We start from the raw sequence: 23,378 nt of genomic DNA on the forward strand, positions 1-23,378 counted from the left end.
CATGGTCGAGCGCGAAGCCGGATGGAGCGGGGACGCCGTGCATGTGCGTGCTCCCGGCAAGATCAACGTCTTCATGCGCGTCGGCGCCGTCATGGACGACGGCTACCACGACGTGGCGACCGCGTACCAGGCCGTCTCGCTGTACGAGGACGTGCGCGCCTACCCCGCCGACGACTTCTCGGTCAGCTTCGGCGGCCCCATCGACACGAGCGGCCTGAAGACCGACGGCTCCAACCTCGCGATCAAGGCGGCCCGTCTCCTCGCCAAGCGCACCGGGTACACCGGCGGCGTGCGGCTGCGCATCGACAAGCGGGTGCCGATCGCCGGGGGGATGGGCGGAGGGTCCGCCGACGCCGCCGCGACGCTGGTGGCGTGCGACGCCCTCTGGGGCACGGACGTCGGGCGCGACGAGCTGCTCGCCCTCGCGGCGCGACTCGGCGCGGACGTCCCGTTCGCGCTCGTCGGCGGCACGGCCATCGGCACCGGCCGCGGCGACCAGCTCAGCCCGGCGCTCGCGACGGGCACCTTCCACTGGGTGCTGGCCCTGCCGGAGTCGGAGCTCAGCACACCCGCGGTCTACCGGGAGCTCGACCGTCACCGGGAACGGCACGCAGCCGACATCGCCCCAGCCCAGCTCTCGCCGAGCGTGGACGCGCACGTGCTGCAGGCCCTGCGAGCGGGCGACCCCGCCATGCTGGCGGAGGCGCTGGCCAACGACCTGCAGGCTCCGGCCATCCACCTCGCCCCGCCGATCGCCGACGTGCTCGAGCTCGGCGAGCTGAACGGCGCGCTCGCCGGCATGGTGTCGGGCTCCGGTCCGACGGTCGCGTTCCTCGCGGCCGACCTCGACTCGGCGCTCGACCTGCAGATCGCACTGAGCGCCGCGCGGATCACGGCCGTGCGGGCCACCGGCCCGGTCCACGGCGCGCGCATCCTGGGCGACTGACGGCGCCGGGCATCATCCTGCGCCCGCGCGGGCGGCCTCCGTGTCGGCGGACCGAGGAGCGAACGGTCACCTGCTGACCGGGTGCGCGGCGCCTCCGCGCGCGGGGCGGCGGCGGGCGATGCCGAGGGCGCGCAGGTCGCGCCGGGAACGCAGCCCGAGCTTGGCGAGGATGTTGCGCACGTGGAAGTTGACGGTCGTCACCGAGACGTACAGCCGCTCGGCGATCTCCTTGTTGGTCATGCCGGCGGCGAGGGCGTGCGCCACCTGGCGCTCGCGGGTGGTGAGTGCGGCCAGCGGGTCGGCCGCGGCATCGGCGGCCGGGGCCGCGGTCTGCAGGGTGTCGAGGAGGTGCGCGCACCGGGCGAGGTACCCGGATGCGCCCAGCCGCCGGAAGGTCGCGGCGGCATCGCTCAGCAGCCGGGTCGCCTCGTCGGCGTCGGCGCCCTGGTCGACCAGGAGGCGGGCGGCGTCGAGCGCGGCCACCGCGCGCGGGAACGGGAACGAGCTGCAGGCCGGATCGTCGACGCCCGCGAGGTAGGCGGCGACGGCGTCCTCCGTGCTGCCCTCGGCCTCCAGCGCGCGGCCTTCCAGCCAGCGGAGGGAGCCGTAGTACGGGCGCCACAGGCCCGGCTCCGCGCAGCGCTCGTAGGCGAACCGGGCCTCCTCCGCCCGCCCGAGCGCGGCGAGTGCATCGACCCGGTAGGTGAGCCAGCCGAGGGTCGAGGCGCGCGTCGCGGCCTCTTCGGCGTCCTGCGTCGCGGCGAGCTGCTCCTCGGGGCGGCCCAGTGCGCGCGCGAGCTCGGCGCGGGCGAGGAACGGCAGGTCGCCGTCGTACGAGCCGGTGATGCGCGGGTCCGCTTGGGCGGCGGCGCGCAGACGCTCCTCCACGGCGTCCGACTCCCCGCGGCCGGCGCGGACCAGGGCCGATGTCCACAGCGCGATGGGCCAGCAGGAGAGGTCGGTCTCGTCGAGTGCGAGGGCGACGGCGGTGTCGGCCAGGGTGACCGACTCCTCCCACTCGCCGACGAGGAAGAGGATGTGCGCGTAGATGGTGCGCGCGAACCCGGCGGTCCAGCTGGACGGGAAGCGGCGCACCAGGTCGTTCGCAGAGGCCAGATCGACGCGCGCGCGCTCGATGTCGCCGCCCAGCACCGAGACGCGGGAGCGCGAGACGAGCGCGTCGACGGCAGCGGGGGACTCGTGGCGGGACAGCAGATCGTCCAGCTCCAGGGTCAGCGGGCCATAGAGGTCGGGGCGTCGCGCGTGCGCCGCGGAGTTGAGCGCCCAGCCCAGGAGGCGCACCAGATGCTCCTCGGGGTGCGCCATCCAGCGCAGGGCCGGATCGGCGACGTCTGCAGGGGCCGGGCAGTCGGCGATCAGCTCGCGGGCGCGGTCCAGGTGGTCGAGCACGGAGGCGAAGTCGCCCATGGCCATGTAGACCTTCGGCAGGGCCTCGGCGACGTGTGTGCGGATGGCGCGCTCGTCGGGCGTGGTGGCAGGTGACGCCTCCAGCGCCAGTCCGAGCGCGAGCGCCCCGGGCGCGTCACGCGAGAGCGTGCGCAGCTCCAGCAGCACGGCGTCGCGCACGGAGGAGGGGGCGATCGCCTCGATGGCGTCGCGCAGGTCGAGTACGCGCTCGTGCATCCGGAAACGCATCGCCAGCAGGCCGATCTCGAGGAGGGCGCGGTCGCGCTCCGCCCCGGTGGCGAGGTGGACCGCGGAGCGCGCATAGCTGAGGGCCTGCTCGGCGCGCCCCAGCTCCGCCGCGTCCAGTGCGGCCGTGAGGAGCTCGTCGACGAGGGTCGGGTCCGTGCGGTCCGCGGCCTCCACCCGATGCCGCAGCGCGCGGTGGCCGGTGAGCACCTCGGCGGCGACGCGGTGCATGGCCACCCGACGGTCGAGGGTCAGCTCGGCCGCCAGAGCGTCGGCCAGGATGGCGTGGGCCGGCTCGACCCACACCACTCCGTCGCGCGGCGCGGCGAGGACCAGCCCGCGGGACACCGCGCCGGGCACGTCGGCCGTGACGCCCAGCCGCTCGGCGATCGTCCCGACGACCGGCAACGGCAGCGGGTCCCGCAGCACGGCCACGATCTCCGCAGCGGTCCGCGCCGCAGGGTCGGCGCCTTCGAGCGCCGACGAGATCGCGGTGGAGATCGGCGTGATCGCGGCGACGGGGATGTCCCACCCGGCCGGATGCAGCGCCTGGGCGAACGTGTCGCGAAGCTGGCCGAGCAGCACGCTCAGCAGCAGGGGAGAGCCCTGCGTCGCCTCGGTGAGGCGGGTGGCGGTGCGGCGGGAGATCGCGTGGCCCAGGATGTGCTGGGCGAGGTCCTGGGTGTCGCCGACCGTGAGGGGGGTGAGCTCGACGCGGGCGTGGTTGACGGTCACCGCGGCGACGTCGTCGAACAGCGACACGACACTGTTCGGCTGCGGGCGGGTGGCGGCGGCGAACAGGAAGCCCTGGTCGGTGAGGCGGCGGACGACGAAGCGGAGGGCGCGTGCCGACGGCTCGTCCACCCACTGCGAGTCGTCGACGATCAGGCACACGGGTCCGGCGACGCCATCGATGGCGTCGAGCAGCAGGCGGCCGACGGTCAGCGGATCATCGCCGGGCGCGGGAGGTCGGATGCGCGCGCCGCTGAGGGTGTTGAGCCCGCGCACCAGGGTCTCGACCGTGGCATAGGCGAGGTCGGATTCGAATGAGTCCGCGTGGACGCGCAGCACCGTCCAGTCGTCGAGCCGTTCGGCGATGTCGGTCAGCAGAGTGGTCTTTCCGAGCCCGGCCTCACCGGTGACGAGTACGGCGCCGCCGCGGTCGATCGCCCGGTGGGCGACGAGCAGGACGGTCTCGCGCGCGCGATCGCGGCCGAAGAGCGGCCTGTCGGCCGTCGGCCGGTCGTCGCTGGTCACGTGAGCCCCCCGTTTCGGGACGGCTGCCGCGGACGGGTCTGGGCGGGTCAGCCGATCCCTTGAATCCTCCCACACCGCGCGACACGCCGAGAGCACCCGTCCAGGGGAGGCTCGCACCGCGAACGGGGTGCCTTCACGCGGGTGCCGTCAGACGGGGAGGCCCTCGGCGATCGTGTCTCCGCCGGGCAACCGCACGATGACGTCCGGGTGGACACCGAGAGCGGCATAGACCTGGTGGAGGGCGGCGACGGCTGCTCCCACTGCGCCGGAGTAGGAACCGAGCCGGGCGGTCACGATCGCAGGCGACACTCGCAGGCTCTGCTCGAGTGCGATCCGGTACCGGTCGAGGGCAGGCGCCAGCGACGTCGCGATCCCGCCGCCCAGCACGATGGTCTGCGGATCGCTCGCGACCGTCACGGCGGCGAGGACGATCGTGAGCGCCTGGTCGAATTGCGCTCGCAGGCCGAGCAGGGCGGGGGGCGCATCGGGAGCGAAGAGCGCCGCGGGCTCCGACAGCGCGACGCCCGCCTCCGCGGCGCGCCGCATGATCCCGCTTCCCGTGACCATGTGCTCGAGCCGGGCGCCGAGCGGGCCGATCGGGAGCTGGCCGAACTCCCCGATCAGCCCCCGCTCGCCTTGCAGGATGTGGCCGTCGATGGCGAGTCCCGCGCCGAGTCCGTACCCGATCGTCAGCATGGCGGCGTTGGGGGAATCGGTGGCGGCTCCGTAGTGCAGCTCGCCGAGAAGGGCATAGTTCGCGTCGTTGTCGAATCCCATCGGCCGACCGAAAGCCTCCTCCACGGCATCGAGGAAGCCCGGCGATTCGACCTGCGGGAGGTTGGGGGCGTTGGACACGGTGCGCTGGCGCCCCACCGCGCCGGGCATCCCCAGGCAGACGAAAGCGATGCGCTCCCACACGTCTCCGGCCGTCGCCCGGGCCTCGTCCGCCAGCCATTCGGCGAGGAGCTGGCCGTCTTCGTGGGCGGGTGTCGGCACCGATCGTCGGGCGATCGGCCGCCCGAGCAGGTCGACGACGAGTATGCGGGTGTTCGTCGCGCCGAAATCCACGCCCATCGCCAATCGCCGGTCGGCGACGATGTCGAGCTCGACGGCGCGTCGGCCGCGGGACTCCGAGATGATCTCGCTCGTCTCTTCGACGACGCCCTCGGCGAGGAGCTGCTCCACGGCACGGGTCACGGTGGCGGGAGAGATACCGGAACGCTCGGCGATGACCTTCCGGCTCGCGGGGCGGGCGGCGAACAGTGCGGTCAGGACGGCCTCACGATTGAGCTGCCGAGTGTCCTGCACCATCGCGCCCTCCTATTCGTGTCAACGTGAACACAAATGTAGCGGAACCCGGCGCGGGTTGGCGCAGAAATCCGGTTTTCACGCGCCCGAAACGCGTTCGACACAAACTCGCGCTTGACTTTGATTGCTCGTTGAAATCAAAATGGTTCAACGAGTCAACGGTGACAGGGTGCGTGCACCCGGGGGACATCACCGCGACAGGAGTCCACAACCCGCTCCCGGAAGGTAACCCATGCACACAGCACGCTCTATCCGACGCCCCGGATTGCGCGCCGCGCTCGTCGGAGCCGTCGCCGTCGTCCTCGCCCTCAGCGGCTGCTCCGCCGGAGACGCCCCGGCAGCGTCCTCCTCGCCTGCGGCCAAACCCAGCCTGGAGTTCGTCGGCCCGAACGGCGAGAAGCCGGGCCCCCTCTCCGATCTCGCCCTCACCGCGGACGAAGAGGCGAAAGTCAAGGCCGGCACGTTCACGGCCGCCTTCGTCTGGCACACATCGTCCGACTTCGTCACCGCGGTCGAGAAGGGTGCGAGGCAGGAGTTCGAGAAGCTCGGCATCAAGGTCGTCGCCAGCACACAGGCCGGCTTCAACGCCGCGACCCAGGCCAACAACGTGCAGACCGTCCTCGCCCTGCACCCGAGCATCATCGTCGCGATCGCCGTGGACCCGACTTCGGCGGCCACGGCCTTCAAACCCGTCGTCGACGCGGGGATCAAGCTCGTCATCATGACGACGCCGCCCGCCGGCTACAAGGCAGGGACCGACTTCGTGTCGATCGTCACCGAAGACCTGGCCAAGGCCGGACGCGACAACGCGGAGATCCTCGGAGACGCGCTCGGCAAGAAGGGGGAGATCGGTTACCTCTCGTACAACGCCAACTTCTGGTTCACCAACCAGCGTGACAAATCCTTCAAGGACTGGATGGCCTACGAGTACCCCGATGTGAAGATCGTCGACGACGAGGGATTCGCGGATGAGACCGCGACCCAGAGCATCGCCGCCGCGATGATCGCCAAGCACCCCAACCTCAAGGGGATCTACGTGTCGTGGGCCACCGCGGCCCAGGGAGTGGTGGCCGCGATCAAGGCATCGGGCCGCACGGATATCAAGGTCGTCACCAACGACCTCGACACCACGCTGGGCGCCGCGATGGTCTCGGGCGACACGGTCGCCGGGATGGTCGGCAACGGTTCGCTCGGCATCGGCAAGGGCCTCGCTCTGGCCGGCGCCTACGGCGTCCTCGACAAGAAGGCCCCCGAGCTCGTCGCCTCCGACCCGACGAAGGTCACCAAGAAGGATCTCGTGTCGGGATGGGAGGCCGACTACGGCACCAAGCCGCCGTCGTCGGTGACCGGCGGCTGACCGACCGGCGGGCGGTCGATCGCCCCCGTCGGCCGCCCGCCCCTGCCGTCACCCGCATTTCGAGATCCCGCACCACAGGAAGAGAGACCGATGACGTACGTCACGACCGTCCTCGGCCCCGTCCCCGCCGACCAGCTCGGCCGGGTCATGCCCCACGAACATCTGCTGTCCCTGGTCCCGGGTCCCTGGCTGACCGGCGCCACCAGGGACGACGCCGTCGAACGCGCCGTCGACGCCCTGGCCGGCCTGCCCGCGCTGGGCTTCCGGACGGTCGTCGATCTCAGCCCCTACAACGTCGTCGGCCGTGACGCGGACGGAGACAACGTCTCGCTGCTGGTCGAGATCGCGTCGCGCACCGGGCTGCACATCGTCTCCGGAACGGCGCTGTACCTCGAGTCCTACGCGCCGGACTGGGCGAGAGGCGCCGATGTCCGCGAGCTCACCGAGCGACTCGTCTCGGACGCGACGACGGGCATCGGCGGCTCCGGCGTCCGGGCCGGGGTGTTCGGCGAGCAGGCGACCAGCCTCGGCGAGATCACGCCGCACGAGGAGAAGTGCCTGCGTGCCGTCGCCCGCGCGCAGCGCGAGACGGGACTCGCCGTCATGACGCATACGACGCACGGCACGGAGGCGCTCGAGCAGCTCGACATCCTCCGCGAGGAGGGCGTCGACCTCGATCGCGTCGTCGTGGGCCACGTGGACACGCAACTGGGAGGCGAGCTTCCTCGCCGCGTGATCGATGCCGGCGCGCGAGTGGCGATCGACACGATCGGCAAGGAGGACTGGGACTTCTTCCTCGGCCCACCCGGGTCGCGCGAGGACGGCGAGTACGAGAAGCGTTCGTTCCATCGTTCGGACTCCGGGCGTGCCGACCTCGTCGCCGCTCTGGTCGAGGACGGGCTGGAGGATCGGATTCTGCTGGCGCAGGATCTCACGGGAGCCGAGGTCTGGATGAATCCCGGCACGCACGGTGTGCAGGGTTACTCGTACCTCGGTGCGGTGTTCCTGCCGATGCTGCGGGAACGGGGCGTGTCCGAGCGCGCCATCGATCGTCTGACCGCGGGCAACCCCGCCGACGTCCTGAGGATGGCATGAGCGCCGCGGCCCGGCCGCTGGTCGTCGGCATCGACCTCGGCGGGACGAAGGTCCGGGCGGGGGTGGCCGCGATGGATGGCGCCCTCCTCCACGAGGTCGTCGAGGCGACGAGGCGCGGCCCCGGACTCCTCGCGCAGCTCGCCGAGCTGATCGGTCGATTGGAGCGCACCGCCGGCGGCCGTGTCGTCGCGACCGCGATCGGCGGCGCCGGTGTGCCGGACGAGGACCAGGGATCGTTCAGTCTCGCCCCGAACCTCAGCGGTCTGGACGGCGTCGGTCTGGTGGGTGAGCTGGAGACCAGGCTCGGCCATCGGGTCGTGATCGAGAACGATGTGAACATCGCCGCCCTCGGCGAGCTCTCCGACGGCGTCGGCAGGAGCGAGCCCAGCTTCGCCTTCGTCGCGGTCGGCACCGGGATCGGCGTCGGCCTCGTGCTCGACGGCCGGCTCTGGAGCGGCGCCGCGGGTGGCGCAGGCGAGGTCGGCTACCTGCCGATCGGCGCCGACCCGCTCGATCCGGCCAACCACCGTCGAGGGGCGCTCGAAGAGCGGCTGGCAGGCGACGCCCTCGCGCGGCGCTACGCCGAGGCGGCGGGGGAGACCGGACCGGTGAGCGCCCACGAGGTGTTCGACCGCGCGGCCGCGGGAGATCCCGCCGCGGTGAGCGCCCTCGACGAGGAGGCGCGTTGGCTCGCCTACGCCCTCGTCTCCCTCGAAGCGGTCGTGGATCCCGGACTGTTCGTGCTCGGCGGCGGGATCGGGGGCCGCGTCGAACTCCTCGCCCCGCTCCGCGCGTGGCTCGTCCGGCTGGGGCGCGCTTCCGTACGGGTGCGCCTGAGCACCCTCGGACCGTCGGCTCCCGTGCTCGGGGCCATCCGGCTCGCCATCGACACCGCGACCAGAAGAGAAAGAGAAGCATCATGACCGTCATCCCCCACCAGGACGGGAGAGCGACCCTCGGCGAGCGGCTGCGCCATTCCGACTGGCGCCAGTACGTCGTCTACATCGGATTCGTCGTCGTCTTCGTCTACTTCGCCATCACCCAGGGCGCGAACTTCCTGAACATGACCACCCTGGTCAACATCGTGACGCAGGCCACGCCGATCACCGTCATGGCGGTCGGTGCGGTCTTCGTCCTCAGTCTCGGTCAGATCGACCTCTCCATCGGATCGACCGTCGCGCTGGCGGCCCTGACCGCAGCGGTGACGCTGCAAGCGACGCACCAGTGGTGGCTGTCCGCTCTCGCCGGGCTCGCCGTCGGCGCGCTGATCGGACTGGTGAACGGCGCCTTCGTCACTCTCGTCCGGCTCCCGTCGTTCCTCGTGACGCTGGCCACGATGGGGCTGGTCGCCGGACTCGCGCAGCAGGCGACCAACCTGCAGTCCGTCCCGGTCACCGACCCCGTCTTCACCTGGATCTTCGGCGCAGGGACCCTGCTCGGTGTGCCGATCCTGGTGTGGTGGACGGCGGTGGTCGTCGCACTCGGGTGGCATGTGCTCCGGCAGCGCCGGTTCGGCGCCCACGTGCTCGCGGTGGGCAACAAGGCGGCTGCGGCGTCGGTCAGCGGCATCCGCACCACGCGCATCACGATGATCGTCTTCGTGATCTCGGGGGCGACAGCCGGGCTCGCCGGGCTGCTCTACGCCGGACGTCTCGCCGGCGCCACGTACACGCTCGGCGGATCCGACCTGATGAGCGTGCTCGCAGCGGTGATCGTCGGCGGCACCGCGCTCACGGGCGGAAAAGGGTCGATGATCGGCGCCCTCGTGGGAAGCCTGTTCATGAGCATGATCAACTACGGCCTCCTCCTCGGCGGCCTCACGGTGGCGCAGCAGATGATCGTTCGCGGCGTCATCATCCTCATCGCGGTGTCCCTCTCCCTCCGCGCCAAGAAGAGCAGTTAGGACCGACCGGATGTTCCTCGACCTTCTCCGACGCCGCAACCCGGACCTCCTGCGGGCCGCGGCCCGCTTCCATCGCTCCGGCGACATCCCCCCGAACACGTATGTGATCGACCTCGATGCCGTCGCGCGCAACAGCGCGGCCCTCGCGGCCGAAGCGTCCCGGCTCGGCCTCACTCCATTCGCCATGACCAAGCAGATCGGGCGCAATCCGGACGCATCCCGGGCGATCGCGGCGGGCGGCATCGACCACGCGGTGGGCGTGGACCTCGAATGCGCCGTCGCCGCAGCCGCCGGAGGCCTGCGCACCGGGCATCTGGGCCACCTGGTCCAGATTCCGCGGCACCGTGCCGCAGAGGCCGCGCGCCTCCAGCCGCTCTACTGGACCGTCTTCAGCGACCGCAAGGCCGCCGAGGCGGGCGCTGCGGCGGTGGCCGCCGGACGGGAGCAGGACGTGCTCGCGCGGATCGTCGCGCCCGGCGATCGCTTCTACCGCGGCCACGAAGGCGGTTTCGCCGCCGAGGACATCGTCGCCGTCGCCGACCGGCTCGACGCGGTGCCCGGGCTGCGCTTCGCGGGCATCACCACGTTCCCCGCCACCCTGTTCGACGCTGAGACCCGCACCGCGCGCCCCACCCCCAACCTCGCGACGCTCACGCGCGCGCTCGAAGCGTTGCAGGCGGCGGGCCGCACCGACGTCCAGGTCAACGCGCCCGGAACCACGTCGGCCAGCATCCTCGCATCGCTCGCGGGAGCCGGCGCCACCCAGGTCGAGCCGGGTCACGGGCTCACCGGCACGACGCCGTTGCACGCGGCGGAGGATCTGATCGAGGATCCGGCGATCGCCTACGTCTCCGAGGTCTCGCACGTTCACCAGGGCGATGCCTACGTGTTCGGCGGCGGCCTCTACGTCGACCCGGTGCTGAGCGGCGGCTCCACGAACGCCCTCCTCGTCGGAGACGGCGTCGATCCGATCGACGCCCCGGAGCTGCGGGTGGACATGCCGGCGGCGGACGCGATCGACTACTACGCCACCGTGCCGATCGACGGTCGCGCGGTGGAGCCCGGCGACACCGCGCTCTTCGGCTTCCGTCCGCAGGTCTTCGTGACCAGGGGGCTCACGGCGGGTATCGCCGGCCTCTCGACCGGACATCCCGTCGTCGCCGGCATCTGGTCGGCCGACGGATCCGCACCACTCACCATCGGCGACGCCCTCGCCGCAACCGGGAGGACAGCATGACCGTACGGACACCCCTCCGGCTGGATGGGATCACCAAGCACTTCGGCGGAATCGTCGCGATCAAGAGGTTCGACCTCGAGATCCAGGCCGGTCAGATCGTCGCCCTGGTCGGCGACAACGGCGCGGGGAAGTCCACGCTCGTGAAGATCATCTCCGGCCTGTACCAGCCCACGGCGGGCGAGATCCATCTCAACGGCGAGCGCACGGCGTTCCGCGACCCGTCCGACGCCCGCGCGAAGGGTGTGGAGGTCGTCTACCAGGACCTCGCGCTGGTCGACCTCCAGCCGGTCTACATGAACATGTTCCTGGGGCGGGAGTTGCGCCGCGCACCGTTCGGCGTCCTCGACCGCCGGAGGATGGCGGCCGAGACGCAGACCCTCGTCGACGAGCTCGACGTCCGGATCCCGTCGGCGCGCGCCACCCTGAGCGACCTCTCCGGAGGCCAGCGCCAGGGCATCGCGATCGCGCGCGCGACGCACTGGGCCAGCAGCCTGGTGCTGATGGACGAGCCGACGGCCGCTCTCGGGGTCGCGGAGACCGCCAAGGTGGAGGAGCTCATCCTCAAGCTGAAGGAGCGTGGCGCGGCCGTCCTGATCGTGAGCCACAACATGGAACAGGTCTTCCGGGTCGCCGATCGGGTGACCGTGCTGCGCCGAGGCACGCAGGTCGCCACCCGCGACGTCGCGGACGTGTCGCACAACGACCTCGTCGCGATGATCACCGGTCTGCAGTCATGACGGCAGGAGCGTGAACGCGAGCCGGGTCGGACTCAGCCCAGCGCCTCCGTCAGCTCGAACCATCGGGTCTCCAGCTCCTCGACCTCGCGCTCCTTCGCGGTGATCGCCTCCATCTCGGTGGCGAGGCCGACGTAGTCGGACTGGTCGTGGTCGGCGAGGGCGGCGCGGGCGGCGCCGATCTGCTCCTGGAGCTTGCCGAGGCGGCGTTCGAGGGCGGCGACCTCCTTCTGGGCCGCGCGCAGGTCCGCCCCGGCGAGCGTCGGGGCTGCTGGGGCGGAGGCGGTGGACGCTGTCGAGCCTGACGCTGTCGAGGCCGCCGCCGGCGCGGCGGCCGTCGCTCCCCGCTTCTCCTCCAGCGTGCGCAGCCGCAGGTACTCGTCCACGCCACCGGGGAGGTGTCGCAGGTGCCCGCTCAGGATGGCGAACTGCTGATCGGTCACGCGCTCGATGAAGTACCGGTCGTGGGACACGACGATCAGGGTCCCGGCCCACGAGTCGAGCAGGTCCTCCATGGCCGCGAGCATGTCCGTGTCGAGGTCGTTGGTCGGCTCGTCGAGGATGAGCACATTGGGCTGGTCGAGCAGGATGAGCAGCAGCTGGAGGCGGCGCTTCTGGCCGCCCGACAGGTCCTTCACCGGGGTGGAGAGCTGGGCCGACGAGAAGCCGAGCCGCTCCAGCAGCTGGGCGGGCGTGAGCGCCTGCGCCTTGGAGCCGCTGCCGATCGTGTACTCGGTGCGGAGGCGGCCGATGACGACGCGAACCGGGTCGTCGAGGTGCTCTTCCAACTCGTCCAGGCGCTGGGTCAGCGTCGCCACGCGCACGGTCTTGCCGCGCTTGACCCGACCGGAGGTCGGCTCGAGCGTCCCCGAGACGAGATCGAGCAGCGTCGACTTGCCGGCGCCGTTGACGCCGAGGATGCCGGTGCGCTCGCCCGGGGCGATGCGCCACTCCACGTCGCGTAGCACGGGGCGCTCGCCATACGAGACGGAGACGTCGAGCAGGTCGACGACGTCTTTGCCGAGGCGCGAGACGGCGAGCGACTGGAGCGCGACGCGATCGCGGATCTCCGGGACGTCGGAGATGAGCGCGTTGGCGGCGTCGATGCGGAACTTCGGCTTGGAGGTGCGGGCCGGCGCGCCGCGGCGGAGCCACGCCAGCTCCTTGCGCGCGAGGTTCTGGCGGCGCTGCTCGATCGCGGCGGCCTGCCGGTCGCGCTCGACGCGCTGCAGGATGTACGCCGCGTAGCCGCCCTCGAACGGCTCGACCACGCGGTCGTGCACCTCCCAGGTGAGCGTGCAGACCTCGTCCAGGAACCAGCGGTCGTGCGTCACGACCAGCAGGCCGCCCGCGGTGGCCGACCAACGGCGCTTGAGGTGCTCGGCGAGCCAGGTGATGGCCTCCACATCGAGGTGGTTCGTCGGCTCGTCGAGCGCGAGCACGTCCCAGTCCCCGACGAGGAGGCGGGCCAGGGCGACGCGGCGGCGCTGGCCGCCCGAGAGCGTGTCGAGGCGGGCCTCCCAGTCGAGGTCGGCGACCAGCCCGGCGATCACGTCGCGCACCCGGGCGTCGCCCGCCCACTCGTGCTCGGCGGCGTCGCCGACGACGGCGTGACCGACGGTGTCGTCGTCGTCCAGGGTGTCCGCCTGGTCCAGCACGCCGATGCGGACGCCGCTGCGGACGGTGACGCGCCCCGAATCGGGCTCGCGGAGCCCCGCGAGCATCCCGAGCAGGCTGGACTTGCCGTCGCCGTTGCGGCCGACGATGCCGATGCGGTCGCCCTCGTTCACGCCGAGAGAGACGGAGTCGAAGACCACTCGGGTCGGAAATTCGAGGTGCAGGGCCTCGGCCCCGAGAAGATGTGCCATGTCCCTTCAAGGGTACAGAGGACGGGAGCTCACGCGGTCCGCTCGAACAGCTCCATCGCCGTGTTGTAGTAGGCGTCGCTGACGCCGAGGCTCGTCATCCCGATCCGCTCGCACACGCGCTGCGACGCCCGGTTGTCCGGATACGTCACCGCGAGGACGCGCGGGCACCCGTCGTCGAGCGCCGCGGCCAGCAGCGACCCCGCCGCCTCCGTCGCGTATCCGCGGCCCCAGTGCGCAGGATGGAAGTGCCAGCCGATCTCGGTGTCGCCGCTGGGGCGCAGCGGTTCGCTCGCGCCGGAGGCGGGCAACGGCTGGAGCATCACCGTTCCGAGCGGTTCGCCGGTCGCGGCGAGCTCGACGACGCGGTAGGCGCGGAACCGGTCCTCGCGGCGGCGCAGCCGGCGTACGAGCGCCTCGGCCTCCCGCAGGTCGGCCATGACCCGCGGGGTGCGGCCGAGGAACCGCTGCACCTCCCAGCGCGAGTACAGCTCGAACGCGAACGTCGCGTCCCCGTCCCGCCAGCGCCGCAGCAGCAGACGGTCGGTGAGGAGATCCGGGATGCGCACACCGTCCACGGTAGCCTCCACCCGTCCCGGGGCCCCGGGTAGACTCCCACCGCATGGGCACCCACACCGTCGTGAACCAGCCTCCGCCGCGCACCGACCTCGACGAGTTCGCCGCGAACCTCCCGCTGCAGGAGGCGGTGCACCGCTACGACGCCGGCTGGGCCGTGCCCGCGCTCGGCGAGTCCGGGCGTCTGGTCGGGTCGGCCGCGTTCCAGGCCGACGCCGAGCGGGCGAACACGCGCGAGCCGCAGTTGCGCGGCTTCGATCGCTGGGGCAACCGCCTCGACGAGGTGGAGTATGACGAGAGCTACCACCGGATCATCCGCTCTGCGGTCGCCGCCGGCGCGCACACGTCGGCGTGGGCCGAGCCGCGGCCGGGCGCGAACGTCGCCCGCGTCGCCACTTTCCTGCTCTTCGCGCAAGTGGAGCCGGGGCACGCCTGCCCGGTCTCGATGTCGCACGCCGCCGTCCCCGCGCTGGCCGCGGACGACGTGCTCGCCGCCGAGTGGGTGCCGCGCCTCCTGAGCCGTGACTACGACGGGCGTCTCGCAGCGGGCAAGACGTCGGCGCTGTTCGGCATGGCGATGACCGAGAAGCAGGGCGGCTCCGACGTGCGCGCCAACACGACGCGTGCGCTCGCCTCAGGCGACGGCCGCTGGCTGATCACCGGCCACAAGTGGTTCTGCTCGGCGCCGATGTCGGACGCGTTCCTGGTGCTGGCGCAGACCGCCGGCGGGCTGAGCTGCTTCGTCGTGCCCCGGGTGCTGGGCGACGGGACGCGCAACGTCTTCCTCATCCAGCGCCTCAAGGACAAGCTGGGCAACCGCTCCAACGCGTCGAGCGAGGTGGAGTTCGACGGGACCGTCGGCTTCCTCCTCGGTGAGGAGGGGCGCGGAGTGCGCACCATCCTGGAGATGGTCAACCGCACGCGGCTCGACTGCATCCTGGGCAGCGCGGCCGGCATGCGCCAGGCCGTCGCCGAGGCCGCCTGGCACGTGCGCCATCGCTCGGCCTTCGGAGCGCGCCTCGTCGACCAGCCTGCGATGACCGCCGTGCTCGCCGACCTGGCGCTGGAGTCCGAGGCGGCGACCGCCGTCTCCCTCCGGTTGGCGCGAGCCCACGACGCCGACGCACCGGACGAGGACGTCGCGTTCCGGCGCCTGGCGACCGCCGTCACCAAGTACTGGGTCTGCAAGCGCGGCCCCGGCCATGCCTACGAAGCCCTCGAGTGCCTCGGCGGCAACGGCTACACGGAGGCCTTCCCGCTCGCGCGCCGCTACCGGGAGCAGCCCGTGATGGCGATCTGGGAGGGCTCGGGCAACGTGATCGCCCTCGACGTGCTCCGGGCGCTCGCGCGGGAACCCGCGAGCCGCGAGGCGTTCGACGCCGAGCTGGCCGCCGCGCGCGGGACGCACCCGGAGTACGGCGCCCACCACGACCGACTCCGCATCGCGCTCGCCGCGGCCGACGAGTCGTCCGCTCGCTCGACCGTCTCCGCGCTCGCCGTCGCACTGCAGGCATCGCTGCTCATCCGTCACGCGCCGCCGGCCGTCGCCGACGCGTTCGTCGCCGCCCGACTCGGCCCCGAGCGCGGGTCGCTGTACGGGGAGCTGCCGCGGGGCGTCGACACGGTGGCGGTCGCGGCGCGGGCGTGAGCGCGCCGCCGGGCTACGGCTTCCCGGCCAGCGCCGGGGTCGCGCCGATGGCGCGGTAGAACTCGCCGACGGCCTTGCGGTTGTAGGCGGCGGAGTCGAAGCGGCCGGCCGGAACCGTGCCGGCGAGGAAGGCGCGCATCCCGTCGGCCACGCCGTCGTCGGTCTGCGGGACGACCAGCCCGCTGCCCGCCGGGAGGGCGTTCTTCGCGGAGGCGAACTCGACCGTCACGATCGGCAGGTCGAGCACGAGGGCCTCCAGGATGACCATCGGCTGGCCCTCGTAGTCGCTGGAGAGCACGAAGCAGTCGGCGGCGGCCATGATGGCGTGCGGGTTGCGCTGCATGCCGGTCAAGAAGGCGGCGTGCTCGAGGCCGAGCTCGGCGATCAGGGCCCGGAGGTCGTCGGCGAGCGGACCGGAGCCGACGATCACGAGACGGGTCTTCGGGTTCTCGGCGTGCACGGCGGCGAACGCGCGCACCAGCCGCGCCTGGTTCTTCTCCGGCGAGAGCCGTCCCACGTTGACGAACGTGGTCACGTCGTCGTCCGCGAGGAGGGCCTCCGCCCACTCGGGCACGGTCCCGGTCTCCTCGTCGAAGGCCACCTCGTGGAGGTCGGCCCGCGCGTTCTCGAGGATGTGCTCGGCGTCGACCGTGTTGAGCGCCGAGAGGAACTTCTCGGGGGCGGCATACTCGGCGAGGGCCTCCCGGTTGATATCGGAGAGTGTGGGCGAGACGGAGACGAGGTGGTCGTACTGCCCGTAGAGGGTGAAGATCTGCGTGAGGCTGTGCAGCATCTTCTTCTCGCCGTTGACCTCGCGGTGCGCGTCGGAGGCGAGGTCGTTGTGCAGCCAGATGGCGCGCTGGGCGTCGGGGGAGTGCAGCAGCAGGGCGGCCCAGAACGGTCCGTAGCCGGAGAAGTCGACCACATAGTCGAAGCGGCTCTCACCGAAGCAGCGGTACCACTCGTCGTCCCAGAGGCGGTTCTGCGCCGGCACGTCCGCGTGCTCCGCGATGCGGCCGCGGCGGAAGTGCAGGTGCCGTGCCAGGTGCAGCAGCTTCGCCCCGTTCATGCCGCCGACGCGCGGGAACTGGCGCACCGCCGGGTGGATCTGCTGCTGCTTGGCGATCGTCGGCCGCGATCGGCTCTGCGCGAAGAACGCCGACACGTCGTACTGGTCGTGATCGAGGTTGTTCAGGAGGTTGAGGGCCGAGGTCGTGATGCCGTTGGGGCGCATCCCGCCCAGGTAGAGCAGGATCTTCCGACGCCCGTCGTCCGCGAGGTCGTCGCGCAGCCGGTAGCCGTCGCGCGCGCCGCGGAACACGATGTCGACGACCCTGTCGGCGGCGTGACCGTCCTCATACGGAGTGAATCGGCGCTGCATGGAGTCGTAGCGCTCGCGGTCCGCCTCCGGTACCCGATCGCCGTCGGCGGCGATGCGGGCGATCGCTTCGCCGACCTCCCGCGCCGACTCGTACACCGGACCGGGCCACTCGTCTGGCTCGAAGTAGAGTCCGCGGGTGCCGGCGTAGTCGGCGAGGTCCGGGGTGAAGAACACGATCGGGCGGCCGGTCCGGAGGAAGTCGAAGAAGATGCTCGAGTAGTCGGAGATCAGCAGGTCCGACGCGCCGAGAACCAGGTTGGTGGGGATCTCGTTCGGGACGAGCAGCCGCTTCAGCTCGGGGCGGTGGGCCGCGAGCGCGTGCACGGACTGGTGGGTCTTGAGGAGCACGACGTACCGGCTGGTGTCGAGCTGCTCCTCGATGCGGTGGATGTGCTCCAGCATCTCGTCGAGGTCGTCGGTCGGCCGCCCGAAGGTCGTGCCCTTCCAGGTGGGCGCGTAGAGCACGACCGCGCGGTCGCCGAGCGGGATGCCCGCCGCCGTGAGACGGGTGCGCACGGCGGCGCGCCCCGCGTCGTCGAGGAACTGCCGGTCGATGCGCGGGTAGCCCTCCTCGACGAGGGTCCCGCGGTAGATGCCTCTCAGCTTGTACGCCGTCTCGTACATCTGCTCGGTCATGAACGGGTTCGCGGAGAGCAGATAGTCCGCCTGGACGAAGTTGCGGAGGATGTTCGCGGTGCCGAGCGCGCCGTCCTCGATGTCGTATCCCATCCGCTTCAGGGGCGTGCCGTGCCAGGTGTTGAGGTACACCTGGCCGTCGCGCTTCGAGAAGTCGGGAGGGAAGGTCGCATTGTTGACCAGGTACTGGCTGGTCGCGAGCGCCCGGTAGTACGAGGCCGAGCCGTAGCGCACGAACGTCACCCGGGGGTCCCCCGAGAACTCGTCGATCGCCGACCGGTACTGGTCGAAGTCGGAGAGCGCCCACACGTGGGTGAGATGCTGCAGATCGGGAGCGGCGAGCAGCGCCCGGAAGACGGCCTCCGGGTTGTCGAGCATCCCGTTGCCCGAGAAGGACTCGTAGAAGACGCTCCCGGCGACCAGCGGCTGGCGGCGCCAGTGCGCGTGGATCTCGAACCGGGCGGCGCGTTTCACCCGCGACGGCAGGCGCTTCAATCGGGAGAGTCTCATCGCCAGCGAGTTTATGAGAGCGGGATAACGGTCTCCTGGGAGTGGGGCACGAGCCGGCTGCGTGCGCCCCTCCGCGGATGTGGACCAAATGTCGGGTTGGAGGCGCGCTTACGCCACATTCGGCCCACATGGGCGAGGGTCAGGCGTCGAAGCCGAGGCTCAGCTTGCGCAGGAGGGACGCCAGCCGCTCCTGGTCGGAGGGCGAGAGCGCCTCGAGCAGATCGGCCTCCGCGTCCACGAGCCGGGTGATCGCGGCGTCGACGCGCGCGAGGCCCTGGGCGGACATCTGCACCAGGATGCCACGGCCGTCGTTCGGATCGGTGCGACGCTCGACCAGGCCACGGGCCACGAGGCGGTCGATCCGGTTGGTCATGGTGCCGGAGGAGACGAGGGTCTGCTGCAGGAGGGACTTCGGACTGAGCTGGTAGGGGGCTCCGGCGCGTCGGAGCGCCGAGAGCACGTCGAACTCCCAGGAGTCGAGGTCGGAGCGGTCGAAGGCCGCGCGGCGGGCGCGGTCGAGGTGCCGGGAGAGGCGGTCGACGCGGGAGAGCACCTGCAGCGGGGAGAAGTCGAGGTCGGGGCGCTCGCGCAGCCACGCACCGACGATGCGGTCCACCTCGTCGCGCGGTCCATCGTCGCGTGCGTCACCCATCCCTCCATCGTATTCACCGCTCGCCGGTCTCGTCGCGCGCTGTGCCCATCTGATGCACGGGACGCGTCTGGCAGACTGTCATCTGCGCGTCTCCCGCGCGGTCCGCCTTGGTGTAATGGCAGCACGACAGCCTTTGGAGCTGTGAGGTCCAGGTTCGAGTCCTGGAGGCGGAGCGGCATCCCGCCGCACCGACCCTTGGAGGGACATGACCGACCAGAATCTCGCCATCGTCGTTCTCGCGGCGGGGCAGGGGACGCGGATGAAGTCCGCCACCCCGAAGCTCCTGCACGAGCTCGGAGGCATCCCGATCGTGGGGCATGTGCTCGCCACGACGCGCGAGCTCGGCGCGGCGCACGTCGTCGCGGTGGTGCGGCACGAGCGCGACCGTCTGGCCGCGGTCATCGAGGCCGACCTGCCGGAAGCCGTGATCGTCGACCAGGACGAGATCCCGGGCACCGGCCGCGCCGTCGAGCAGGCCGTCGCGGCGCTTCCGGCCGACTTCGCCGGAGACGTGCTGGTCGTCAACGGCGACGTCCCGCTGCTCGACGCCGAGACCCTGCGCGGGCTCATCGCCGACCACCGCGGGAGCGGCTCGGCGGCGACCGTCCTCTCCAGCTTCCCCGCCGATGCCACCGGGTACGGCCGCATCGTGCGCAACGCCGCCGGCACGCTCGACCGCATCGTCGAGCACAAGGACGCCACGGCGGAGGAGCGCGCCATCGGCGAGATCAACGCCGGCATCTACCTCTTCGGGGCGGCGGCACTGCGCGACATGCTCGCGGCGGTCACCACCGACAACGCGCAGGGCGAGAAATACCTGACGGATGTCATCGGCCTCCTCCGCGAGGCGGGCTTCGACGTCGACGCCCTCCCCGTGGCCGACTCGTGGCTCGTCGAGGGCATCAACGACCGCGCCCAGCTCAGCGAGATGGCGGCGAAGCTCAACGCCCTCCTCGTGCGCACCTGGCAGCTCGCCGGCGTCACCGTGCAGGACCCGGCCACCACGTGGATCGACGTCAAGACGAAGCTGGCTCCCGACGTCACGATCCTGCCTGGCACGCAGCTGCGCGGCGCGACCCTCGTCGAGACGGGCGCCACGATCGGACCGGACACGACCCTCCTGGACTGCGAGGTCGGCGCCGGCGCGACGGTCACGCGCACCGACGCGACGCTCGCCGTGATCGGCTCCGGGGCGACCGTCGGCCCGTTCGCCTACCTGCGACCGGGAACCGTCCTCGGCGCGGACGGCAAGATCGGCACCTTCGTCGAGACGAAGAACGCCACCATCGGCGCGGGCACCAAGCTGGCGCACTTCAACTACGTCGGCGACGCCGAGGTCGGCGAGAAGTCGAACCTCGGCGCCGGCGTCATCACGGCGAACTACGACGGCGTGCACAAGCACCGCACCGAGATCGGCTCGCACGTGCGCGCAGCCAGCAACACCGTGTTCGTCGCGCCGGTTAGGATGGGTGACGGAGCGTACACGGGAGCGGGAACCGTCGTCCGCAAGGATGTCCCGGCCGGCTCGCTGGCCATCACCGTCGCCCCGCAACGCAACATCGAAGGCTGGGTCGCGCAGAAGCGACCGGGCACGGACGCCGCCCGAGCTGCGGAAGAGAGCGGAGAATAAGTGTCTGGGATCACCGCGAACGGCCAGAAGCGCCTCGTCCTCATCTCGGGGCGGGCGCACCCCCAGCTGGCCCGGGAGATCGCCGACTGCCTCGGCAGCGAGCTGGTCCCGACCGACGCGCGCACCTTCGCGAACGGCGAGATCTACGCCCGGTTCGACGAGAGCGTGCGCGGGTCGGACGCCTTCGTCATCCAGTCGCACACCTCGCCGATCAACGAGTGGCTGATGGAGCAGCTGATCATGGTCGACGCGCTCAAGCGGGCCTCGGCCAAGCGCATCACCGTCGTCGCGCCGTTCTACCCGTATGCCCGACAGGATAAGAAGGGTCGCGGCCGCGAGCCGATCTCGGCCCGCCTGGTCGCCGACCTGTTCAAGGCGGCGGGCGCCGACCGCATCATGTCGGTCGACCTCCACGCCGCTCAGATCCAGGGCTTCTTCGACGGCCCCGTCGACCACCTCTTCGCCATGCCGGTGCTCCTCGAGCACATGCGGCGCGAGCTCGACCCGGCGACCCTCACGGTCGTGTCGCCCGACATGGGCCGCGTCCGCGTGGCCGACAACTGGAGCGACAAGCTGGGCGTCCCGCTCGCGATCATCCACAAGCGCCGCGACCCGCTCGTCCCGAACCAGGTGTCGGTGCACGAGATCGTGGGCGACGTGGAGGGCCGCGTCTGCCTCCTGGTGGACGACCTGATCGACACGGGCCGCACCATCGTCAAGGCGGCGGAGGCGCTCAAGGCCAACGGCGCCACCGGCGTCGTCGTCGCGGCGACGCACGCTGTGTTCAGCGACCCCGCGGTCGAGCTGCTGCAGTCGGACGTCATCGACTCGGTCGTCGTCACCGACACCCTGCCGCTGCCCGAGCACAAGCGCTGGGACAAGCTCACGGTCCTGCCGATCGCCCCGCTTCTCGCGGACGCGATCGAGCAGGTCTTCACCGATGGCTCGGTGACGTCGATGTTCGACGGGGCCGCGTAGCCCCGGACACACGCGCAGAATCGACCGCGCACTCGACCCCGTCGAGCGCGGCCTGATCCGAGGGCGTCGCCTGATCCGAGGCTGCCGCCGGGTCGGCGACGCTCAGGGGAGGGAGTGCGGCGCCGACGGGATGAGGCCGAGCGGCGCGACGAACGTCGCGTCGCCCTCGGTGTTGAGCGCGTAGCACTGCCAGCCCGGCCCTGCGGGGGCGACCAGCTCGAAGCGGGCGGAGGATCCCGTCGCGTCGGGCTGGTAGTGGCGCACGTAGACGCCGCAGGTGTACTCGGCCGTGGACGTCTGCATCCCGATGGTCAGCAGGATGCCGGGCAGCAGCAGGCCGCCGAGCGCGAGCATTACGACGACGCGGATCACGATCACGCGCCGGGCGCGCGGCGACCGGTCGATGGGCTCGTACGCCGCCAGCTCAGGATGCTCCTCGTACGTCACCCTCCGAGTCTCACCCGTCGCGGCCCCCGAGTACACAGAAAGTGCTCCGAATCGGGCGGATTCGGAGCACTTTCTGTGTACGCGGGGGCTGTGAGCCTAGTGCGAGGAGCCCTCGGTCTCGATCTCGGTGCGGTCGCCCGACCACAGCGTGTGGAAGGTGCCGTCCTTGTCGACGCGCTTGTAGGTGTGGGCGCCGAAGAAGTCCCGCTGTCCCTGCACCAGCGCGGCCGGGAGGCGCGTGGAGGCGAGCGAGTCGTAGTAGGACAGCGCGGAGCCGAACCCGGGGACCGGCACGCCCGAGAGCGCGGCCGTGGCGACGATGCGGCGCCACGCGGCCTCGCCTTCGCGGACCGCGTCCGCGAAGTACGGCGCCTCGAGCAGGGTGGTGATGTCGGGGTTTTCGTCGTACGCGTCGGCGATGCGGTTGAGGAACTGGGCGCGGATGATGCAGCCGCCACGCCAGATCTTGGCGATCTTGTCCTTGTTGATGGTCCAGCCGTACTTCTCGGCGCCGGCGATGATCGCGTCGAAGCCCTGGGCGTAGGCGACGACCTTGGACGCGTAGAGCGCTTTGGAGACGTCGTCCGCGAATGCGGCCACGTCGAACGCCTTCTGCACCTCGGGGCGGGACCGGATGGTCGCCTGCACGGCGGCGCGCTGGTCCGGCTTGGAGGAGACGGCGCGGGCGAAGACGGCCTCCGCGATGCCGCCGACCGGCACACCGAGGTCGAGCGCGTTCTGCACGGTCCACACGCCCGTGCCCTTCGACCCGGCCTGGTCGAGGACGATGTCGACGAACGGCTTGCCGGTCTCCGCGTCGACCTGGCGCAGCACCTCCGCCGTGATCTCGATCAGATACGACTCCAGGTAGCCCTGGTTCCACTCCGAGAACACGTCGGCGATCGCGGCGGGCTCGAGGCCGCCGACGGTGCGGAGCAGGTCGTACGCCTCGGCGATGAGCTGCATGTCCGCATACTCGATGCCGTTGTGGATCATCTTCACGAAGTGGCCGGCGCCGTCGGTGCCGACGTGGGTCACGCAGGGCTCGCCCTCGGCGACCGCGGCGATCGACGACAGGATCGGGCCGAGGGTCTCGTACGACTCGGCCGAGCCTCCCGGCATGATCGACGGGCCCTTGAGCGCGCCCTCCTCACCGCCGGAGATGCCCGCCCCGACGAAGTGGATGCCGGTCTCGGAGATGCGCTTCTCGCGGGCGATCGTGTCCTGGAAGTTCGCGTTGCCGCCGTCGACGATGATGTCACCCGGCTCGAACCGCTCGGCGAGCTGATCGATGACCGCGTCGGTGCCCTTCCCGGCCTGGACCATGATGATGGCGGTGCGCGGCTTCGCCAGTGACGCCACGAAGTCGTCGATGGACTCGGAGGCGACGAACCCGGCCTCCGGGTGGGCGCCGATCAGCTCTTCGGTGCGCGCGTAGGTGCGGTTGTAGACGGCGACCGTGTTGCCCTCGCGGGAGGCGAGGTTGCGGGCCAGGTTCGACCCCATCACCGCCAGTCCGACGACTCCGATGTTGGCGGTTGCTTCCTGTGACACGTGGTGCTCCT

18 protein-coding genes and 1 tRNA gene are annotated in these 23,378 nt (G+C 71.4%); 11 read left to right on the forward strand and 8 right to left on the reverse strand.

The features are described from left to right. Position 1 precedes the first annotated feature (1 nt). Positions 2–946, forward strand: a complete 945-nt coding sequence (locus tag LLS1_RS10900; RefSeq protein WP_226655471.1) for a 4-(cytidine 5'-diphospho)-2-C-methyl-D-erythritol kinase — start codon at positions 2–4, stop codon at positions 944–946. Positions 947–1,012: 66 nt separating this feature from the next. On the opposite strand, the gene LLS1_RS10905 is transcribed toward LLS1_RS10900, so the two are convergent. Together LLS1_RS10905 and LLS1_RS10910 are read right to left on the reverse strand one after the other, a co-directional pair. Further along, positions 1,013–3,856, reverse strand: coding sequence for a LuxR family transcriptional regulator (locus LLS1_RS10905; RefSeq protein WP_226655473.1), 2,844 nt, complete (start codon positions 3,854–3,856; stop codon positions 1,013–1,015). A gap of 147 nt (positions 3,857–4,003) precedes the next feature. Next, a complete protein-coding gene (locus LLS1_RS10910; RefSeq protein WP_226655475.1) occupies positions 4,004–5,167 on the reverse strand; it encodes an ROK family transcriptional regulator in 1,164 nt (387 codons plus the stop codon). A gap of 229 nt (positions 5,168–5,396) precedes the next feature. Between LLS1_RS10910 and LLS1_RS10915 the strand changes: the two genes are divergently transcribed. The 6 genes from LLS1_RS10915 to LLS1_RS10940 all read left to right on the forward strand — a co-directional run bounded on the left by LLS1_RS10915 (position 5,397) and on the right by LLS1_RS10940 (position 11,493). After that, positions 5,397–6,521 (forward strand): substrate-binding domain-containing protein, encoded by a 1,125-nt coding sequence (locus LLS1_RS10915; protein WP_226655477.1) that lies wholly within the window; start codon positions 5,397–5,399, stop codon positions 6,519–6,521. Between the two features lie 90 nt (positions 6,522–6,611). Next, on the forward strand, positions 6,612–7,616 hold the full coding sequence (locus LLS1_RS10920) for a phosphotriesterase (protein ID WP_226655479.1): 1,005 nt from the start codon (positions 6,612–6,614) through the stop codon (positions 7,614–7,616). Further along, positions 7,613–8,539 carry an ROK family protein gene (locus LLS1_RS10925; RefSeq protein WP_226655480.1) on the forward strand — a complete coding sequence of 309 codons (927 nt, stop codon included), beginning with the start codon at positions 7,613–7,615 and terminating at the stop codon, positions 8,537–8,539. Before LLS1_RS10920 ends, LLS1_RS10925 begins: the two co-directional genes overlap by 4 nt. Continuing rightward, entirely contained in the window at positions 8,536–9,519 is a 984-nt protein-coding gene (locus LLS1_RS10930; protein WP_226655482.1) for an ABC transporter permease, read from the forward strand. Before LLS1_RS10925 ends, LLS1_RS10930 begins: the two co-directional genes overlap by 4 nt. 10 nt (positions 9,520–9,529) lie before the next feature. Then, on the forward strand, positions 9,530–10,756 hold the full coding sequence (locus LLS1_RS10935; RefSeq protein WP_226655484.1) for an alanine racemase: 1,227 nt from the start codon (positions 9,530–9,532) through the stop codon (positions 10,754–10,756). Continuing rightward, on the forward strand, positions 10,753–11,493 hold the full coding sequence (locus tag LLS1_RS10940; protein ID WP_226655489.1) for an ATP-binding cassette domain-containing protein: 741 nt from the start codon (positions 10,753–10,755) through the stop codon (positions 11,491–11,493). The genes LLS1_RS10935 and LLS1_RS10940 overlap by 4 nt, the downstream gene beginning before the upstream one ends. Before the next feature lie 32 nt (positions 11,494–11,525). Here the strand turns inward: LLS1_RS10940 and LLS1_RS10945 are convergent, their stop codons facing one another. Both LLS1_RS10945 and LLS1_RS10950 read right to left on the reverse strand, forming a co-directional pair. Further along, positions 11,526–13,358, reverse strand: a complete 1,833-nt coding sequence (locus tag LLS1_RS10945) for an ABC-F family ATP-binding cassette domain-containing protein (protein WP_226655491.1) — start codon at positions 13,356–13,358, stop codon at positions 11,526–11,528. A 29-nt stretch (positions 13,359–13,387) separates the two neighbouring features. After that, positions 13,388–13,933, reverse strand: coding sequence for a GNAT family N-acetyltransferase (locus LLS1_RS10950; RefSeq protein WP_226655493.1), 546 nt, complete (start codon positions 13,931–13,933; stop codon positions 13,388–13,390). A 44-nt stretch (positions 13,934–13,977) separates the two neighbouring features. Here LLS1_RS10950 and LLS1_RS10955 point away from each other — a divergent pair, with 44 nt between their 5' ends. Further along, positions 13,978–15,579: an acyl-CoA dehydrogenase family protein gene (locus tag LLS1_RS10955; RefSeq protein ID WP_226655495.1), complete on the forward strand. Its 1,602-nt coding sequence runs from the start codon at positions 13,978–13,980 to the stop codon at positions 15,577–15,579. 13 nt (positions 15,580–15,592) lie between these two features. Here LLS1_RS10955 and LLS1_RS10960 read toward each other — a convergent pair whose 3' ends face one another. Together LLS1_RS10960 and LLS1_RS10965 are read right to left on the reverse strand one after the other, a co-directional pair. Continuing rightward, positions 15,593–18,106, reverse strand: coding sequence for a glycosyltransferase (locus LLS1_RS10960; RefSeq protein WP_226655497.1), 2,514 nt, complete (start codon positions 18,104–18,106; stop codon positions 15,593–15,595). 139 nt (positions 18,107–18,245) lie between these two features. Next, the gene (locus LLS1_RS10965; protein WP_223357517.1) at positions 18,246–18,758 is read right to left on the reverse strand and encodes a MarR family winged helix-turn-helix transcriptional regulator; all 513 of its coding nucleotides are present in this window, start codon (positions 18,756–18,758) and stop codon (positions 18,246–18,248) included. A gap of 101 nt (positions 18,759–18,859) precedes the next feature. On the opposite strand from LLS1_RS10965, the gene LLS1_RS10970 reads away from it, so the two are divergent. The 3 genes from LLS1_RS10970 to LLS1_RS10980 all read left to right on the forward strand — a co-directional run bounded on the left by LLS1_RS10970 (position 18,860) and on the right by LLS1_RS10980 (position 21,366). Continuing rightward, positions 18,860–18,931, forward strand: a tRNA-Gln gene (locus LLS1_RS10970). A gap of 32 nt (positions 18,932–18,963) precedes the next feature. After that, positions 18,964–20,388, forward strand: a complete 1,425-nt coding sequence (gene glmU / locus LLS1_RS10975) for a bifunctional UDP-N-acetylglucosamine diphosphorylase/glucosamine-1-phosphate N-acetyltransferase GlmU (protein WP_226655498.1) — start codon at positions 18,964–18,966, stop codon at positions 20,386–20,388. Further along, positions 20,389–21,366 (forward strand): ribose-phosphate diphosphokinase, encoded by a 978-nt coding sequence (locus LLS1_RS10980; RefSeq protein WP_223357515.1) that lies wholly within the window; start codon positions 20,389–20,391, stop codon positions 21,364–21,366. It abuts the gene before it with no gap. 102 nt (positions 21,367–21,468) lie between these two features. Here the strand turns inward: LLS1_RS10980 and LLS1_RS10985 are convergent, their stop codons facing one another. Beyond that, complete coding sequence (locus LLS1_RS10985) at positions 21,469–21,813, reverse strand: hypothetical protein (protein ID WP_226655500.1); 345 nt, start codon at positions 21,811–21,813, stop codon at positions 21,469–21,471. A 96-nt stretch (positions 21,814–21,909) separates the two neighbouring features. Beyond that, positions 21,910–23,319 carry an NADP-dependent phosphogluconate dehydrogenase gene (gndA, locus tag LLS1_RS10990; RefSeq protein WP_374758267.1) on the reverse strand — a complete coding sequence of 470 codons (1,410 nt, stop codon included), beginning with the start codon at positions 23,317–23,319 and terminating at the stop codon, positions 21,910–21,912. Positions 23,320–23,378: the final 59 nt, after the last annotated feature.

Origin of the sequence: Leifsonia sp. LS1, assembly GCF_020521355.1 — a bacterium.
Classification (GTDB): domain Bacteria; phylum Actinomycetota; class Actinomycetes; order Actinomycetales; family Microbacteriaceae; genus Leifsonia.